Below are 17,654 nucleotides of genomic sequence, written 5' to 3'. Positions count from 1 at the left end.
TTATTTCAACTTGCTAATATCGATGGCTTGCCAATGCGGGAAGTGCTTACGTACTAAGGCATTGAACTCGATTTCAAAATCGCTGTACTGAGCGTTATGCTGAGACGTTTGAGCCGCTAGCACTTGCTCGACCATTCCCGCTCCCACGGTCAGGTTACTGAGACGATCAATAAGAATAAAGGCGCCGGTTTCGCGGTTATCACGATAAATATCGGCCATCATCGGCTCGGTCAACTCCAACGTGACGATGGCAATTTCGTTGAGCTGTAAGCTCTCAGCTTGACCCTTTTCTAGCGTGTTGACGTCAATGGTGTGGTCAATGCGTGACACCACCGCTGCGGTTTTTTTAGTACCTAGCTTGAAATTATAGGTTTTACCCAGCTCTAAGGGTTGCTCGTGCATCCATACCAATTTTGCTTGCAGTTGGTTGGTTGCTTGCGCACTTGAGTGGGCAGGCACAATGACATCCCCACGGCTTACGTCAATTTCATCGTTCAAAGTCATAGTGATAGCTTGACCTGCCTCAGCATGATCAAGGTGACCATTGAAAGTGACCAGCTCCTTGACGCTGGATATTTTACCTGAAGGCAACACTTTTACGGCATCACCAACTTTAAATTGTCCTGACGTAATGGTTCCTTGGAAGCCCCTAAAGTCAAGGTTCGGACGTACTACATATTGCACCGGTAACCGTGGCTCAAAGCCGTTATCGGTCGCTGCTGCAGGCGAGTCTTCTAACAGCTCTAGTAGCGGTTTGTCGGTGTAGTAAGGAGTATGCTCTGAGCGGGTAACCACGTTATCGCCTTTAAGCGCCGACATTGGTACGAACTTAATGTCTTTAACATTAAGTTGCTCAGCAAATTTTAAATAGTCCGCCTTAATTTTTTCATAAACAGTTTCATCAAAGTCGACAATATCCATTTTGTTAATCGCGACTACGAACTGTTCAATGCCTAGTGAGTCACAGATAAAGCTGTGGCGTTTGGTTTGCACTTGCACGCCATAGCGAGCATCAACCAGAATGACAGCAAGATCGCTGGTTGATGCACCCGTTACCATGTTGCGGGTGTACTGTTCATGCCCTGGAGTGTCGGCAATGATGAACTTACGCTTGGCGGTAGAGAAGTAACGATAGGCCACGTCAATGGTAATACCTTGCTCACGCTCAGCTTGCAAGCCATCGACTAACAGCGCTAAATCAAGCTCTTCACCCGCATTCCCGACTTTCTCATTGTCTTTATGCAGTGCGGCTAACTGATCTTCATAGATTTGGTGGCTATCATGTAGCAAACGACCAATTAAGGTTGATTTACCGTCATCGACACTGCCACAGGTTAATAAACGCAATAAACTTTTGTCTTGTTGACGTGCTAGATAGGCTTCGATGCCTAGCTCTTTGACTTCATTAGCAGTTGCTGACATTAGAAATACCCCTCACGCTTTTTCTTCTCCATAGACCCTGCTGAATCATGGTCAATGACCCGACCCTCACGCTCTGATGAGGTTGATAGCAGCATCTCCTCGATGATCCCCGTTAGTGAGTCAGCCGTCGACTCGACTGCTCCAGTCAGAGGGTAGCAGCCTAAGGTACGGAAACGGACCGACTTCATTTGTGGCTGTTCACCTTCATTAAGAGGCATACGTTCATCGTCCACCATGATTAGGGTGCCGTCACGTTCGACCACCGGACGCTCTTTTGCTAGGTACAGTGGCACAATCTCGATGTTTTCTTGGTAGATATATTGCCAAATATCCAGCTCAGTCCAATTTGAAAGTGGGAATACACGAATACTTTCACCTTGGTTTACTTCACCATTGAAAGTGCTCCATAGTTCTGGACGCTGGTTTTTTGGGTCCCATCTGTGATGCTTGTCACGGAATGAATAAACTCGCTCTTTGGCACGCGATTTCTCTTCATCACGGCGAGCGCCACCGAAGGCGGCGTCGAACCCGTATTGATTCAAAGCTTGTTTCAAACCTTGAGTCTTCATTATGTCAGTGTGCTTGGCCGAACCGTGCTCAAAGGGGCTGATATTCATTGCCAAGCCCTCAGGGTTTTTATGCACTAGCAAGTCAAAGCCATATTCTTTGGCCATGCGATCGCGAAAGGCAATCATTTCCCGAAACTTCCAGTTGGTGTCTACATGCAGCAAAGGGAAGGGGATCTTGGCTGGATAAAACGCCTTACGTGCTAAATGGAGTAACACCGATGAGTCTTTACCAATGGAGTAAAGCATCACCGGGTTGTCAAACTCAGCCGCAACCTCGCGGATGATTTTGATACTTTCAGCCTCAAGTTGCTGAAGATGGGTTAAAGCCATAGCTTCCGTCCTACTAATTTCTAGATAAACCTGTTAATACCAAGGGTTAGGCCACATCAGTGAGAGGCTGAGCAAAACTGCTAGTTTGCGTTGTTTTACCGAACCACGCAAGTTGCTGATGTAGCGAAGCGACCTCGCCAATTATTAATAACGCTGGGGATTGAATCGCATGTGTTTCAATTAGTTCGCTGAGCTGCGCCAGCTGCCCGGTGATTACACGCTGATCTTTGCGCGTGCCATTTTCTACTATCGCCACAGGAGTAGTAGCACTGCGCCCATGAGCCAGCAGCTGGCTTTGAATATGCGGTGACTTAATCACACCCATATAGATAGCCAAAGTTTGATTGGGTTTAGCCAAAGAGGGCCAATCCAGTTCTTGACCATCTTTTTTGCAGTGCCCGGTGACAAATTGGATGGCCTGAGCATGGTCGCGATGTGTCAGCGGGATACCTGCATAGGCGCTGCACCCTGCTGCTGCAGTGATGCCTGGTACAATTTGATAGCTTACACCGTGACTGGCTAGCACCTGTACTTCCTCACCACCACGACCATAAATAAAGGGGTCACCGCCCTTAATGCGGCAGACCTTCTTACCTTGTTGTGCCAACTCAACGAGCAGCTCATTAGTGCGCTCTTGTGGCACACTGTGGTCGCCAGCGCGTTTGCCCACGCATATGAGCTCAGCGTCGCGCCGCACAAGTTCCATAATTTCATCTGATACCAAGTAGTCATATACCACCACATCGGCTTGCTGCATCAATTGCAGAGCTTTGAGGGTCAATAACTCAGGGTCGCCAGGGCCTGCGCCAACCACATACACTTCGCCTTGAGGTGGTAGGTTGTCATCAAGCATAGTCGTGAGCTCGTCACTGGCTTGTTCGATGTTGCCTTTTTGCACGGTGCTTACGACATTGGAATCAAACACCCGTTCCCAAAATTGACGGCGATCATCAAAGCTTGTAAAACGTTGCTTTACTTGTTTTCGGAAACTACCTACTAATTTGGCCAATGCGCCTATATGTTGAGGAATTAACGTTTCCAACTTTTCCCGTAGTCGGCGAGCCAATACCGGCGCAGTTCCTGCACTGGAAATAGCAATGGTGATTGGATCTCTATCCACGATAGAGGGGAAAATAAACCGGCATTTAGGTTGATCGTCGACAACATTAACGAAAATATTATGCTGTTCAGCGGCTTCGAATACTTGGGTATTTACGGTATCGTTATCAGTAGCAGCAATAATCAACATATAGCCAAGCACTTGCTCTGGCTGAAAATAAGCTCGTTGCAACGTTAATTTTTGCTGCTTTGCAAGGGCTTCAAGTTCAGCGCAAAACTCAGGTGCAATAACCGTAACTTTAGCGCGTGCTTTGAGGAAAGCTTGTGACTTACGCAGTGCGACCTCGCCGCCGCCGATCACGAGTACCGGCTTGTCATCAAGTTTTGTAAAAATGGGTAAATATTGCACCGCGCACCACCTAATTTGTTAACACCGAAAGCGACAATGTTTTATTGAGCTTGGAGAATGCAAGGATATAGGCAGCATTAACGGTTAAAAAATAATTTGTTCCAAGCTTATATATCTAAAAGTTATATGCCGACTTGTGAAATGGCTTAAGGCAATGAAAATCAATATTAAGGCGCTATTTTAAGTAGATTAAAGTGATAAAATTGAAAGCGATAACGGCGATATAATCACTAAGCGCAGGACCAGGAGATGACCATGAGTGACGTTCACGATGCGCAGTTAGCGCTCGCTTGTTTAGATTACACCCGATTGCAAGAGCACGACAGTGAGGATGCAATGTGTCAATTCGTGGCGCAAATTAATACCGCTTATGCACTGCCTGCAGCGCTGTGCGTCTACCCACAATGGTTGCAGCTAACCCGTCGCGAGCTCGATAATCGCAACTTACAACAAATTCCGTTGGCCACAGTGACCAACTTTCCAACTGGTGACGAGGATTTGACCTCTGTTTTGGCGCAGACGCGCGAAGCGCTGCAATTAGGCACCAATGAAATTGACTTGGTGCTACCTTATCGAGCGTTGCAGCAGGGCGACGAGCAAAAAGCTTTGGAATATGTACGTCAAAGCCGTGAACTCTGTGCCAATAAAGCGAAGCTAAAGGTGATTATTGAAAGTGGCGAATTGAGCTTGTCGCAAGTACGTATTGCCAGTCGCATTGCCATAGCCGGCGGCGCCGACTTTATTAAAACCAGCACCGGGAAAGTGGCGATCAACGCGACGCCAGAGGCCGTCGCGGTGATTTTTGACGAAGTTGCGCACAGTGAACGAGCAGTGGGTGTTAAAGTCTCTGGTGGCGTAAAAAACCTAAGCCAAGCGCAGTTATATCTGGACATGGCGGTAAACACTATGGGTGGAGCATGGTTGACGCCTTTTAACTTTCGTTTCGGGGCATCATCATTACTGGGTGAGTTGTACAAAGTGTTATGAGTGACAGTGAAGCGGAAAAAATAGCGCTAGAGCATGATGCTGCGCGACGCTTTCTGCGCGCCTATGAGCGCTATTATCATATTCCGATGCGCCATATTTGGCACAATCAACCAGCGAAGCCCGATGTCAGTTGCTACATGGAAAGTGAGCGCTTAGATATCGAGATTGCGCATTTGTATGCCAACGAGCATGAAGCGATGGCCGTGCTTGGTCGACCTTTGAGCCTTGATATACAACGCCAATTGGCGCAGTTGGCACTAAACCCAGATACAGAGCAGCTGCGCTATGCACTCTCTAAACTACTCAGTGCCAAGGCCGCCAAACGTTATGACAGCAAGCGCGTATGGCTTCTAATTCGTAATGCGAGCACGCTTTGGCATCATCAAGACTTTCTTGAAGTAAAGCCGCAGTTGGTCCTTGCCCCTGGTCATCCATTCGAACAAATTTGGCTATTAACCGACTGGCAAGGCACGCATGAGCCACTACAGCTTTATAGCGCTAAATAAATCACAGCCACGACCACTAAATTAATTTTCGGTGGCCTTTGTTTTGCTCTTGTTTTAGCGTCTCTGGTCAGTATAATGGGCATCCACTTTGCAGGGGCGTAGTTCCAATTGGTAGAACAGCGGTCTCCAAAACCGACGGTTGGGAGTTCGAATCTCTCCGCCCCTGCCACTTTTCACAGACAAGTCTAAGTCTAAAAATCTGTTTTAAAGCATGTTTTTAAGGTTAGATTTGGATAGATTTACCCTGTCGTGTGACGGGGTTGTTGTGTCTGTATTTAAGGTATTAGGATTATGAGTGCAAATGTAGAAAACTCGTCAAGCCCGATGGACTTGGTAAAATGGCTTATCGCCATTGCGTTGCTGGCAGCAGCAGTAGTAGGCAACACCATGTATGGTGAAGAGTCTGCGTTAATTCGAGCTATTGGCGTGGTTGCTGCAATCGCCGTTGCCCTGGGTATTGCGGCAACGACAGGCAAAGGTCGCTCCTTCATCTCGTTTGCGAAAGAAGCTCGCATCGAAGTACGCAAAGTTGTTTGGCCAACACGCCAAGAAACCACACACACAACATTTATCGTGATGATCGCGACAGTGATTATGGCGCTTATCTTGTGGGGATTGGACGGAATTTTATTCCGCCTAGTGGGCTTTTTAACTGGATTGGAGATCTAATCCCATGACGGATGAGAACAAAGAAAAGAAATTACGTTGGTATGTAATCCAGGCTTTCTCAGGTTTTGAGAAGCGTGTTGCGCAAACCATCAAAGAGCACATCAAAATCCAAGGCCTTGAAGATAGCTTTGGAGAGGTGTTGGTGCCAACTGAAGAAGTAGTGGAAATGCGCGCCGGTCAAAAGCGCAAATCAGAACGTAAATTTTTCCCAGGTTACGTACTGGTAGAAATGGACATGAATGATGAGAGCTGGCACCTAGTGAACAGCACCCCTCGCGTGATGGGTTTCATTGGTGGTACTTCTGATCGTCCAGCACCAATCAGCAAGCGCGAAGCCGACCGCATTCTTAATCGTCTCGAAGAAAATGCTGAAGCGCCGAAGCCAGCCACCTTGTTTGAAGCAGGTGAAGTGGTTCGTGTTATTGATGGCCCATTTGCTGATTTCAACGGTGTGGTTGAAGAAGTGGATTACGAGAAAAGCCGCTTGAAAGTATCAGTACTTATCTTCGGTCGTTCTACCCCTGTTGAACTTGAATTTGGTCAGGTTGAACAAGACAAGTAAGTTGCTCGTAAAACACGCAAACTAATGTTGAAAAAGGCCGCTGACTAACTTATAATCAGCGGCCTTTTTGTAGCAGCTGAAAATGCTGGCTGCAAAATAGGTTTTTTATTAATTGGGAAGCCGTTTGAGTACGCGTCCTCGCGCGCACGAGGCTAAGACCCACCTAACGAGGTATAATCATGGCTAAAAAAGTTGAAGCTTTAATCAAGCTACAAGTTGCTGCTGGTATGGCTAACCCTAGTCCACCAGTAGGTCCTGCTCTAGGTCAACACGGTGTAAACATCATGGAATTCTGTAAAGCGTTCAACGCTCGTACAGAGTCTCTAGAGAAAGGCGCTCCGGTTCCTGTAATCATCTCTGTTTACAATGACCGTTCTTTCACGTTTGACATGAAAACGCCACCTGCTGCTTACCTACTTAAGAAAGCTGCAGGCATTAAGTCTGGTTCAGGCCGTCCTAACACTGAAAAAGTGGGTACAGTTACTCGTGCTCAACTTGAAGAGATCGTTGAGATGAAGAAACCTGACCTTACAGCGGCTGATATGGACGCTGCGGTACGCACTATCGCAGGTTCTGCGCGTGCAATGGGCTTGAACGTAGAGGACTAAGATAATGGCAAAATTAACTAAACGTATGCGTACTATCCGCGAAAAAGTGGATGTCACTAAAGATTACGAAATCAACGAAGCTGTTGCACTTCTAAAAGAGCTAGCAACTGCTAAGTTCGTTGAAAGTGTTGACGTTGCTGTTAACCTTGGTATCGATGCACGTAAATCTGACCAAAACGTACGTGGTGCGACTGTACTTCCAAATGGTACTGGTCGTGACGTTCGCGTTGCTGTATTCACTTCAGGTGCTAATGCAGACGCAGCTAAAGAAGCTGGCGCGGATATCGTAGGTATGGAAGATCTTGCTGACAAAGTAAAAGCTGGCGAGATGGACTTTGACGTTGTTGTTGCTTCTCCAGATGCAATGCGCGTTGTTGGTCAACTAGGTCAAATCCTAGGTCCACGTGGTCTTATGCCTAACCCTAAAACTGGTACTGTAACACCTAATGTTGCTGAAGCAGTTAAAAACGCGAAAGCGGGTCAGGTTCGTTACCGCAACGACAAGAACGGTATCGTTCACTCTACCATTGGTAAAGTTGACTTCACTGCTGAACAGCTACAACAAAACCTTGAGTCTCTTATCGTAGCGCTTAAGAAGGCTAAGCCTTCACAAGCAAAAGGTACTTACATCAAGAAAGTAAGCATCTCGACTACTATGGGCGCAGGTGTTGCTGTTGACCAAAACTCACTAAGCACGCAAGTAGCGTAATTTAGGAGTTTACGTGGCGCGATTTTTATACTATAATTTCGCGCCATTTTGTTGAGTATTGAACTCAACAATCAACGAATTCGGGTTGAAGCCAACGTTGTTGGCTTCCGTCCAAGACCGTAGGTGCAGTCACGTATTGCTTAATTTCCTACGTAGACGGTGTGAATCCCAGCTAGATTTTTCCTAATCTTCTGGCTCTCGCCGTAACAAGCAGCTCCGTCATGATGATGGAGTAGAGTAAAACTGAGGTATTTCGGTATCTCACTGAACCAGGAGTAACACCCATGGCTTTAAATCTTCAAGACAAAAAAGCAATTGTTGCTGAAGTCAACGAAGCTGCCAAAGGTGCTCTATCTGCAGTAGTTGCAGATTCTCGTGGTGTAACTGTTGACGCTATCACTTCACTTCGTAAAGAAGCTCGTGAAGCAGGTGTATGGATGAAAGTCGTTCGTAACACTCTAGCTAAACGCGCTATCGAAGGGACTGATTACGAGTGTCTTAACGATTCACTAGTAGGCCCTAGCCTAATCGCTTTCTCTTCTGAGCACCCAGGTGCTGCAGCGCGTATCTTCACAGATTTCGCAAAGAGTAACGAAGCATTTGAGCTTAAAACGGCTGTATTTGACGGTGAAATCGTAGATGTAGATATGCTAGCTAAGCTACCTACATACGACGAAGCAGTTGCACGTCTAATGAGCGCTATGAAAGAAGCTTCTGCAGGCAAGTTGGCAAAAACTCTTGCTGCAGTTCGCGACCAGAAACAAGAACAAGCTGCTTAATTTTTATTTATAAGCTATTGTTCTTTATCGGTGTAATGAATTTAATGAACCCTCGGGTTCGAGAATATTAGGAAATTTATAATGTCTGTAACTAAAGACCAAATCCTTGACGCTATTGCTGAAATGTCAGTAATGGAAGTTGTTGAACTAGTAGAAGCAATGGAAGAAAAATTCGGCGTAACTGCAGCTGCTGCTGTTGTTGCTGCGGGTCCTGCTGAAGCTGCTGAAGAGAAGACTGAGTTCGACGTAATCCTAGCTGGCGCTGGCGGTAACAAAGTTGCTGCTATCAAAGCGGTACGTGGCGCAACAGGTCTTGGCCTTAAAGAAGCTAAAGCACTTGTTGAATCAGCTCCTGCACCTATCAAAGAAGGTGTTTCTAAGGAAGAAGCTGAAGCACTTAAGAAAGATCTTGAAGAAGCTGGTGCTGAAGTTGAGATCAAGTAATCTAGCGTATGCTAGGTTCGCTGCCTGAGTAATCAGGCAAGGGCTGGTGATTATTTAATCACCGGCCCTTTTGCGCTATAGAGCGAAAATTTGCTCCAGGGTGCTCTAAACCTAAATTTCACTTTTATTTTCAATTGGTTACGCAACTTCATTGGCAATAGCAGTGACATTTAGGAACAACAATTCTAAATGTTGTAAATATTGGCATAGATGCCAGTTATGTCTGTTCTTACAAGAACAGGTAGGGTCAAAGATCAGCAAGCTGAGGAACCCCATGGCTTACTCTTATTCTGAAAAGAAACGTATCCGTAAGGATTTTGGTAAACGTCCACAGGTTTTGGACGTACCTTTCTTACTGCAAATGCAGTTAGAATCGTTTAAAAAATTCTTAACTCCGGACGCTGACGGCGATTTCGGTTTGGAAGCTGCCTTCCGCTCCGTTTTCCCGATTAAAAGCTATTCGGGCAACTCTGAGCTTCAATACGTAAGTTATCGTATTGGTGAGCCAGTGTTCGATGTTAAAGAATGTCAAATCCGCGGTGTGACTTATTCTGCTCCACTTCGCGTAAAACTTCGTCTTGTGCTTATGGACAAAGAAGCACCCGGCACAGTTAAAGACATCAAAGAGCAAGAAGTTTACATGGGCGAAATTCCGCTCATGACTGACACAGGTACCTTTGTTATCAATGGTACTGAGCGTGTTATCGTTTCTCAGCTACACCGTTCACCTGGTGTATTCTTTGATAACGACCGCGGTAAAACGCACTCCTCTGGTAAGGTGCTTTATAACGCTCGCGTTATTCCTTACCGTGGTTCATGGCTCGACTTTGAATTCGACGCTAAAGATAATCTCTACGTACGTATCGACCGTCGCCGTAAGTTGCCGTCGTCGATCATTTTGCGCGCGCTTGATTACTCAACAGAAGAAATTCTTAATATCTTCTTTGAAACCACTACCTTTGAGGTGAGTGACGGTAAAGTTCTTATGGAACTTGTGCCTGCGCGTCTACGTGGTGAAACCGCAGCCTTTGACATTAAAGGCGAAGATGGTGAAGTCTTGGTAGAACAAGGCCGTCGTATTACTGCGCGTCACATCAAGAGCATCGAGAAAAAAGGCATCAAGCAGCTAGAAGTACCGCATGAGTACGTCATCGGTCGAGTATTAGCGAAAAACTATGTTGATGAGTCAACAGGTGAAGTAATCGCCAATGCCAACGATGAACTATCGCTTGAGCTAATGGCTGAGCTTGTTAAAGCAGGTCACACCGAAATTGCTACTTTATATATCAATGAAGTAGACAGTGGCTCTTACATGTCAGATACCGTTCGTATCGACTCAACTACAAATCGCCTTGAGGCCTTGGTAGAAATCTACCGCATGATGCGCCCAGGTGAGCCGCCGACAAAAGAAGCTGCAGAAGCGCTATTTGAAAACTTATTCTTTACCGATGAGCGCTATGACCTATCAACCGTAGGTCGTATGAAGTTCAACAGCCGCGTTGGTTATGACACCGACGAAGGCCCAGGTACTTTGTCTAAAGAAGACATCGTTGCCGTGATGAAAGTGCTTATCGATATCCGTAACGGTAAAGGCGATGTTGATGACATCGACCACCTTGGTAACCGTCGTATCCGCTCTGTAGGCGAAATGGCAGAAAACCAATTCCGTGTCGGTCTAGTTCGTGTTGAGCGTGCTGTACGTGAGCGTCTAAGCCTTGGTGACCTTGATGCCATCATGCCGCAAGACCTTATCAACGCCAAGCCAATTTCGGCAGCGGTGAAAGAGTTCTTCGGTTCATCACAGCTTTCTCAATTTATGGACCAAAACAACCCGCTATCAGAAGTTATGCACAAGCGTCGTATTTCTGCATTAGGTCCGGGTGGTCTTACGCGTGAGCGTGCAGGCTTCGAAGTACGTGACGTACACGTAACGCACTACGGTCGCGTATGTCCAATCGAAACGCCTGAAGGTCCAAACATCGGTCTAATTAACTCATTGTCTACGTATGCACGTACCAATGACTTTGGTTTCCTAGAAACACCTTACCGTAAAGTGGTTGATGGTGCGGTTACCGACGAGGTTGATTACCTTTCTGCTATCGAAGAAGGTCAGTTCGTTATTGCTCAGGCAAATGCTGACTTAAACGATGACAACGGATTTGTAGAAGAACTGATTACTTGCCGTCACAAAGGTGAGTCGACCTTGATGCCGCGCGATGACATCCAGTATATGGACGTTTCGCCACAACAGGTTATTTCAGTCGCTGCTGCGCTTATCCCATTCCTAGAGCACGATGATGCGAACCGTGCATTGATGGGATCGAACATGCAACGTCAGGCTGTACCGACACTACGTGCTGATAAGCCACTAGTAGGTACAGGTATCGAACTTACACTTGCGAAAGACTCAGGTGTAACTATCGTTGCTAAGCGTGGTGGTGTGGTTGATTACGCTGATGCGAGCCGTATCGTTATCAACGTAAATGAAGATGAGCGTGTACCTGGCGAAGCGGGTATCGACATCTACAACCTAACTAAGTACACCCGTTCTAACCAGAACACCTGTATTAACCAAAAGCCAACTTGTATGGTTGGTGAGCCAATTGTACGTGGTGACGTACTTGCTGATGGTCCGTCAACAGACCTTGGCGATTTGGCGTTAGGTCAAAACTTACGCGTGGCATTCATGCCTTGGAATGGTTACAACTTCGAGGATTCAATCCTCCTTTCAGAGAACGTTGTAAAAGAAGATCGTCTAACGACTATCCACATCCAAGAGCTTCAGTGTATTGCTCGTGATACTAAGCTTGGGCCGGAAGAAATCACTGCTGACATCCCGAATGTGGGTGAGTCTGCACTGGGCAAGCTAGATGAGTCTGGCGTTGTTTACATCGGTGCAGAAGTGAAAGGCGGCGACATTCTAGTAGGTAAAGTAACACCTAAAGGTGAAACTCAGCTTACGCCAGAAGAGAAGCTACTGCGTGCCATCTTTGGTGAGAAAGCGTCTGACGTTAAAGACAGCTCGCTACGTGTACCAAACTCAGTATCAGGTACCGTAATCGACGTACAAGTCTTCACCCGTGACGGTGTAGAAAAAGACAAACGTGCGCTTGAAATCGAAGAAATGCAGCTTCGTGAAGCGAAGAAAGACTTCAACGAAGAGTTCAAGATCCTTGAAGAAGGTGTGTTAAGCCGTGCTCGTGGTCTATTGACCGGCGCAGGCATGGATGCAGCCAGCTTAGAAGGTCTCGCTGCTGATAAGCTATTAACACAAAGCCTAGCTGATGAAGGCAAGCAAGCAGAACTTGAGCAACTAGCAGCGCAGTACGATGAGCTTAAAGCTGAGTACGATAAGAAGTTTGAAACGAAACGTCGCAAGATCACTCAAGGTGATGACTTAGCGCCAGGCGTGTTGAAGATTGTGAAGGTTTACCTAGCGGTTAAACGTCGCATCCAGCCAGGTGATAAGATGGCGGGTCGTCACGGTAACAAAGGTGTTATCTCGACTATCGTACCTGTAGAAGACATGCCTTACGATGAGAAAGGCCGTACCGTTGATATCGTATTGAACCCGCTGGGCGTACCATCGCGTATGAACATCGGTCAGATCCTAGAGACTCACATGGGTCTTGCGGCACGCGGTATCGGTGAGCGTATTGAAGAAATGATGAAAGAGCAGCGTGAGCTTCACGAACTGCGTGAATTCATCAAGAAAGCTTACGAACTGGGTGAATGTCGCCAGCAAGTAGACATCGCTAGCTTCTCTGATGACGAAGTTCGTCGCCTAGCAGAGAATCTAAAAGGCGGTCTACCGATTGCTACTCCTGCATTTGACGGTGCTCGCGAAAGCGAAATCAAGGAAATGTTGGAGCTCGGTGGTTACCCATCAAGCGGTCAGGTAACGCTGTATGATGGTCGTACTGGCGATCAGTTTGAGCGTCAAGTAACGGTTGGTTACATGTACATGCTGAAACTGAACCACCTTGTTGATGACAAGATGCACGCGCGTTCTACTGGCTCATACAGCCTAGTAACGCAGCAGCCGCTAGGTGGTAAAGCACAGTTCGGTGGTCAGCGCTTCGGTGAGATGGAAGTCTGGGCACTAGAAGCGTACGGCGCGGCTTATACCCTGCAAGAGATGTTGACTGTGAAGTCGGATGATGTGAATGGTCGTACTAAGATGTATAAGAACATCGTTGACGGTAACCACAAGATGGAACCGGGTATGCCAGAATCATTCAACGTATTGCTGAAAGAAATCCGTTCACTCGGTATCAACATCGAGCTGGAAGAAGAATAAGCCGGTCGGGCGCAAGGCGCCCAAACCTGCGAACAAATAAATGGGCGGCTTGCCGCCCTCGAGATTAACCTCCGACAGGAGAGCTAAGGTGAAAGACTTACTTAAGTTTCTGAAGCAACAAAATAAGACCGAAGAATTCGATGCAATTCGCATTGGTCTTGCTTCGCCGGACATGGTGCGTTCATGGTCATATGGTGAAGTAAAGAAACCTGAGACCATTAACTACCGTACTTTCAAGCCTGAGCGTGACGGCTTATTCTGTGCCCGTATTTTCGGCCCAGTGAAAGATTACGAGTGTTTGTGTGGTAAATACAAGCGCTTGAAGCACCGTGGTGTTATTTGTGAAAAGTGTGGCGTTGAAGTAACGCTAACCAAAGTGCGTCGTGACCGTATGGGTCACATTGAGCTGGCAAGCCCAGTGGCACACATTTGGTTCCTAAAATCACTGCCATCGCGTATCGGCCTAATGCTTGATATGACGCTTCGTGACATCGAGCGTGTGCTGTACTTCGAATCATTCGTGGTAACCGAACCTGGTATGACGACGCTTGAGCGTGGTCAGCTTTTAGGTGAAGAAGAGTACCTTGATGCTCTTGAAGAGCACGGTGATGAATTTGAAGCGAAGATGGGTGCAGAAGCGGTACTTGATCTTCTTAAAGAACTCGACCTAGGTCAGCTGATTGCAGAAATGCGCGAAGAGCTACCAACTATCAACTCTGAAACTAAGCGTAAGAAAATTACCAAGCGTTTGAAGTTGATGGAATCATTCCACCAGCCAGGTAACAACCCTGAGTGGATGGTAATGAGCGTTCTTCCAGTGCTACCGCCTGATCTACGTCCACTTGTACCACTAGACGGCGGTCGTTTTGCGACGTCAGATCTAAACGACCTTTATCGTCGTGTGATCAACCGTAACAACCGTTTGAAGCGCCTTCTCGATTTAGCCGCGCCAGACATCATCGTACGCAACGAAAAGCGTATGCTGCAAGAAGCGGTCGATGCGCTCCTTGATAACGGTCGTCGTGGTCGTGCTATTACCGGTTCTAACAAGCGTCCACTTAAGTCGCTTGCAGACATGATCAAAGGTAAGCAAGGTCGTTTCCGCCAAAACCTTCTTGGTAAGCGTGTTGACTACTCAGGCCGTTCTGTAATTACCGTAGGTCCTACACTGAAACTACACCAGTGTGGTCTGCCTAAGAAAATGGCTCTTGAGCTATTCAAGCCTTTCATCTACGGCAAACTTGAGCGCCGTGGTATGGCGACAACCATCAAAGCTGCGAAGAAGATGGTTGAGCGCGAAGTACCAGAGGTTTGGGACGTACTAGACGAAGTTATTCGTGAACACCCAGTGCTACTTAACCGTGCACCAACCCTTCACCGTTTAGGTATCCAGGCGTTTGAGCCGGTACTTATCGAAGGTAAAGCGATTCACCTGCACCCATTGGTGTGTGCGGCGTATAACGCTGACTTCGACGGTGACCAAATGGCGGTTCACGTACCATTAACGCTAGAAGCGCAGCTAGAAGCGCGCGCGTTGATGATGTCAACCAACAACATTCTTTCGCCTGCGAACGGTGAGCCAATCATCGTACCTTCACAGGACGTTGTTTTGGGTCTTTACTACATGACCCGTGACCGCATTAATGCCAAAGGTGAAGGCCTGGTATTTAAAGACGCGAAAGAAGCTGAAAAAGCCTATCGTACTGGCACTGCCGAGCTACATGCCCGAGTAAAAGTACGGATGACAGAAACGGTAATCGAAGAAGACGGCAGCACTGAAGAAGTGACCGGCGTTATCGATACCACTGTTGGTCGTGCTATTTTCTCGTTGATCATGCCTAAAGGCTTACCTTTCTCACTGGTTAACCGTGCGTTAGGTAAGAAGCAAATCTCAGGTATGCTTAATGAGTGTTACCGTCGTCTAGGCTTGAAAGACACCGTAGTGTTTGCTGACCAAGTGATGTACACCGGTTTCCACTATGCGATGAAATCGGGTGTATCAATCGGCATCAACGACATGGAAATCCCGCCGGTTAAAACCGAGATCATCGATGCAGCGGAAGCTGAGGTTGCCGAAATCAACCAACAGTTCCAGTCTGGTCTTGTAACAGCGGGTGAGAAGTACAACAAAGTTATCGATATTTGGTCACGTGTGAACGAAAACTTATCACGCGAAATGATGGCGAACTTATCGAAAGACACTGTTATCAATGCTGAGGGTAACGAAGAAGAGCAAGACTCATTCAACTCAGTGTTTATGATGGCCGACTCGGGCGCACGGGGTAGTGCCGCTCAGATTCGTCAGCTAGCGGGTATGCGTGGTCTAATGGCTCGTCCAGATGGTTCAATCATCGAAACGCCAATTACCGCGAACTTCCGTGAAGGTCTAAACGTACTTCAGTACTTCATCTCAACGCACGGTGCGCGTAAAGGTCTTGCCGATACCGCATTGAAGACAGCGAACTCGGGTTACCTAACGCGTCGTCTCGTAGACGTAGCGCAAGACTTGGTAATCAATGAGAGCGACTGTGGCACGGAAGATGGTCTAACTATGAAGCCACTCATTGAAGGTGGTGACGTGGTAGAGCCGCTACGCGAGCGTGTACTAGGGCGTGTAGTTGCTGAAGACGTACTTAAGCCAGGCACTGAGGAAGTGTTGGTTGAGCGTAACATCATGCTTGATGAAAAACTGTGTGACCTACTTGAAGAGCACTCAGTGGATGAAGTACGTGTTCGTTCTGTTATCACCTGTGACAATGACTTTGGTGTATGTGCTAAATGTTACGGTCGTGACTTGGCTCGTGGCCATATCATCAACCCAGGTGAAGCGGTCGGTGTTATTGCAGCACAGTCAATCGGTGAGCCAGGTACACAGCTTACCATGCGTACCTTCCACATCGGTGGTGCAGCATCGCGGGCATCTGCAGAGAACAGCGTACAAGTTAAAAACAACGGTCGTCTGAAACTTCACAATGCGAAATATGTGTTGAATTCAGAAGGCAAGATCGTTATCACTTCACGTTCTACCGAGATCACCATCATTGATGAGCATGGTCGTGAGAAAGAGCGTTATAAAGTACCTTACGGTGCAGTGTTAACGGTACAAGATGGTGCCGAAGTGAAAGGCAACGACATCGTAGCGATGAGGGACCCGCACAGTCACCCAATCATCATCGAGCACGAGTCAAAAGTATCGTTCAGCGATATCGATGACTCTAATACCGAAGCTCAGACCGACGAGTTGACTGGTCTAACGCGTGTGGTTGTTAAAGACCTCGCTAAGGTGAATGCGAAAGAGCCTAAGCTTATCATTGAGAATGAAGAGCGCGGCCTGCAAGAGATTCGCCTACCATCATTCACCACCATTGAGGTGAGCGATGGTGCCACGGTGAACCCAGGTGATGTGCTTGCACGTATCCCGCAGGAAGGTTCGAAAACTCGTGATATTACCGGTGGTCTACCACGTGTTGCTGACCTATTCGAAGCGCGTAAGCCGAAAGATCCAGCCATCCTAGCGGAGATCTCAGGTACGGTAAGCTTTGGTAAAGAAACCAAAGGTAAGAAGCGTCTTGTAATCACCCCAGCGGAAGGTGATGCATACGAAGAGATGATTCCAAAGTGGCGTCAGCTTAACGTGTTCGAAGGTGAGACAGTGAGCAAAGGTGAAGTAATCGCCGATGGTCCAGAGTCTCCACATGATATCCTTCGTCTACGTGGTGTGACCGATGTTGCTAACTACATCGTTAATGAAGTGCAAGACGTTTACCGTCTGCAAGGTGTAAAGATTAACGATAAGCACATCGAAACTGTTATTCGTCAGATGCTACGTAAATGTATCATTCTTGACGGTGGCGACACTGAATTCCTAGCCGGTGAACAGGTTGAAGTCGCACGCGTAAGCATCGCAAACCGTGAACTTGAAGCCGAAGGTAAGATCCCAGCGAAGTATGAAATTCAGCTAATGGGTATTACCAAAGCGTCATTGGCAACCGAATCATTCATTTCAGCAGCCTCGTTCCAGGAGACGACACGTGTCCTAACTGAAGCCGCTGTAAATGGTAAGAGCGATGAACTTCGTGGTCTGAAAGAAAACGTAATCGTGGGTCGCTTGATCCCAGCCGGTACTGGCTTTGCGTATCACCAAGACCGCCAAAATCGTCGTAAACAGAATGCAGAGGAACTGCTTGAGCCAACAGTAAGTGCCGAGGAAGCAACCCAAGCACTGACTGATGCACTTAATGCAGATTTGTCTGGCGACCAAGAATAACCGCTTAATTTCATAATTAAGTCACGCTGAGGGC

13 protein-coding genes and 1 tRNA gene are annotated in these 17,654 nt (G+C 47.2%); 11 read left to right on the top strand and 3 right to left on the bottom strand.

The features are described 5' to 3' along the window. From cysN to cysG, 3 genes are read right to left on the bottom strand one after another with little or no spacing between them, the layout of a single operon-like run. Window positions 1-1,422 (bottom strand): sulfate adenylyltransferase subunit CysN, encoded by a 1,422-nt coding sequence (gene cysN / locus PRUTH_RS14345; RefSeq protein ID WP_151173562.1) that lies wholly within the window; start codon window positions 1,420-1,422, stop codon window positions 1-3. Beyond that, window positions 1,422-2,321 carry a sulfate adenylyltransferase subunit CysD gene (gene cysD / locus PRUTH_RS14340; RefSeq protein ID WP_045979801.1) on the bottom strand — a complete coding sequence of 300 codons (900 nt, stop codon included), beginning with the start codon at window positions 2,319-2,321 and terminating at the stop codon, window positions 1,422-1,424. Before cysD ends, cysN begins: the two co-directional genes overlap by 1 nt. 46 nt (window positions 2,322-2,367) lie before the next feature. Then, window positions 2,368-3,789, bottom strand: a complete 1,422-nt coding sequence (gene cysG, locus PRUTH_RS14335; protein ID WP_045979802.1) for a siroheme synthase CysG — start codon at window positions 3,787-3,789, stop codon at window positions 2,368-2,370. A 255-nt stretch (window positions 3,790-4,044) separates the two neighbouring features. Between cysG and deoC the strand changes: the two genes are divergently transcribed. From deoC to rpoC, 11 genes are all read left to right on the top strand, one after another. Continuing rightward, the gene (gene deoC, locus PRUTH_RS14330) at window positions 4,045-4,776 is read left to right on the top strand and encodes a deoxyribose-phosphate aldolase (protein ID WP_218939683.1); all 732 of its coding nucleotides are present in this window, start codon (window positions 4,045-4,047) and stop codon (window positions 4,774-4,776) included. Continuing rightward, window positions 4,773-5,282, top strand: a complete 510-nt coding sequence (locus PRUTH_RS14325) for a hypothetical protein (protein WP_022944294.1) — start codon at window positions 4,773-4,775, stop codon at window positions 5,280-5,282. Before deoC ends, PRUTH_RS14325 begins: the two co-directional genes overlap by 4 nt. A 92-nt stretch (window positions 5,283-5,374) precedes the next feature. Beyond that, window positions 5,375-5,451: transfer RNA gene (locus tag PRUTH_RS14320), tRNA-Trp, on the top strand. A gap of 122 nt (window positions 5,452-5,573) precedes the next feature. Next, a complete protein-coding gene (gene secE / locus PRUTH_RS14315) occupies window positions 5,574-5,951 on the top strand; it encodes a preprotein translocase subunit SecE (RefSeq protein ID WP_022944293.1) in 378 nt (125 codons plus the stop codon). Between the two features lie 4 nt (window positions 5,952-5,955). Beyond that, window positions 5,956-6,513, top strand: a complete 558-nt coding sequence (gene nusG / locus PRUTH_RS14310; protein ID WP_022944292.1) for a transcription termination/antitermination protein NusG — start codon at window positions 5,956-5,958, stop codon at window positions 6,511-6,513. A 179-nt stretch (window positions 6,514-6,692) separates the two neighbouring features. Further along, window positions 6,693-7,121, top strand: coding sequence for a 50S ribosomal protein L11 (gene rplK / locus PRUTH_RS14305; protein ID WP_022944291.1), 429 nt, complete (start codon window positions 6,693-6,695; stop codon window positions 7,119-7,121). 4 nt (window positions 7,122-7,125) lie between these two features. Beyond that, a complete protein-coding gene (gene rplA / locus PRUTH_RS14300) occupies window positions 7,126-7,830 on the top strand; it encodes a 50S ribosomal protein L1 (RefSeq protein WP_022944290.1) in 705 nt (234 codons plus the stop codon). A gap of 284 nt (window positions 7,831-8,114) precedes the next feature. After that, a complete protein-coding gene (rplJ, locus tag PRUTH_RS14295) occupies window positions 8,115-8,609 on the top strand; it encodes a 50S ribosomal protein L10 (protein ID WP_022944289.1) in 495 nt (164 codons plus the stop codon). Window positions 8,610-8,690: 81 nt separating this feature from the next. Next, the gene (gene rplL / locus PRUTH_RS14290; RefSeq protein ID WP_022944288.1) at window positions 8,691-9,053 is read left to right on the top strand and encodes a 50S ribosomal protein L7/L12; all 363 of its coding nucleotides are present in this window, start codon (window positions 8,691-8,693) and stop codon (window positions 9,051-9,053) included. A gap of 274 nt (window positions 9,054-9,327) precedes the next feature. Beyond that, a complete protein-coding gene (rpoB, locus tag PRUTH_RS14285; protein WP_151173560.1) occupies window positions 9,328-13,353 on the top strand; it encodes a DNA-directed RNA polymerase subunit beta in 4,026 nt (1,341 codons plus the stop codon). Window positions 13,354-13,441: 88 nt separating this feature from the next. Then, on the top strand, window positions 13,442-17,620 hold the full coding sequence (gene rpoC, locus PRUTH_RS14280; protein WP_151173559.1) for a DNA-directed RNA polymerase subunit beta': 4,179 nt from the start codon (window positions 13,442-13,444) through the stop codon (window positions 17,618-17,620). Window positions 17,621-17,654 lie beyond the last annotated feature (34 nt).

Source organism: Pseudoalteromonas ruthenica, from assembly GCF_008808095.1.
GTDB classification, from domain to species: domain Bacteria; phylum Pseudomonadota; class Gammaproteobacteria; order Enterobacterales; family Alteromonadaceae; genus Pseudoalteromonas; species Pseudoalteromonas ruthenica.
The sequence above is the reverse complement of the archived record's forward strand: the minus strand, read 5'-3'. Positions and strand labels throughout refer to the sequence as shown.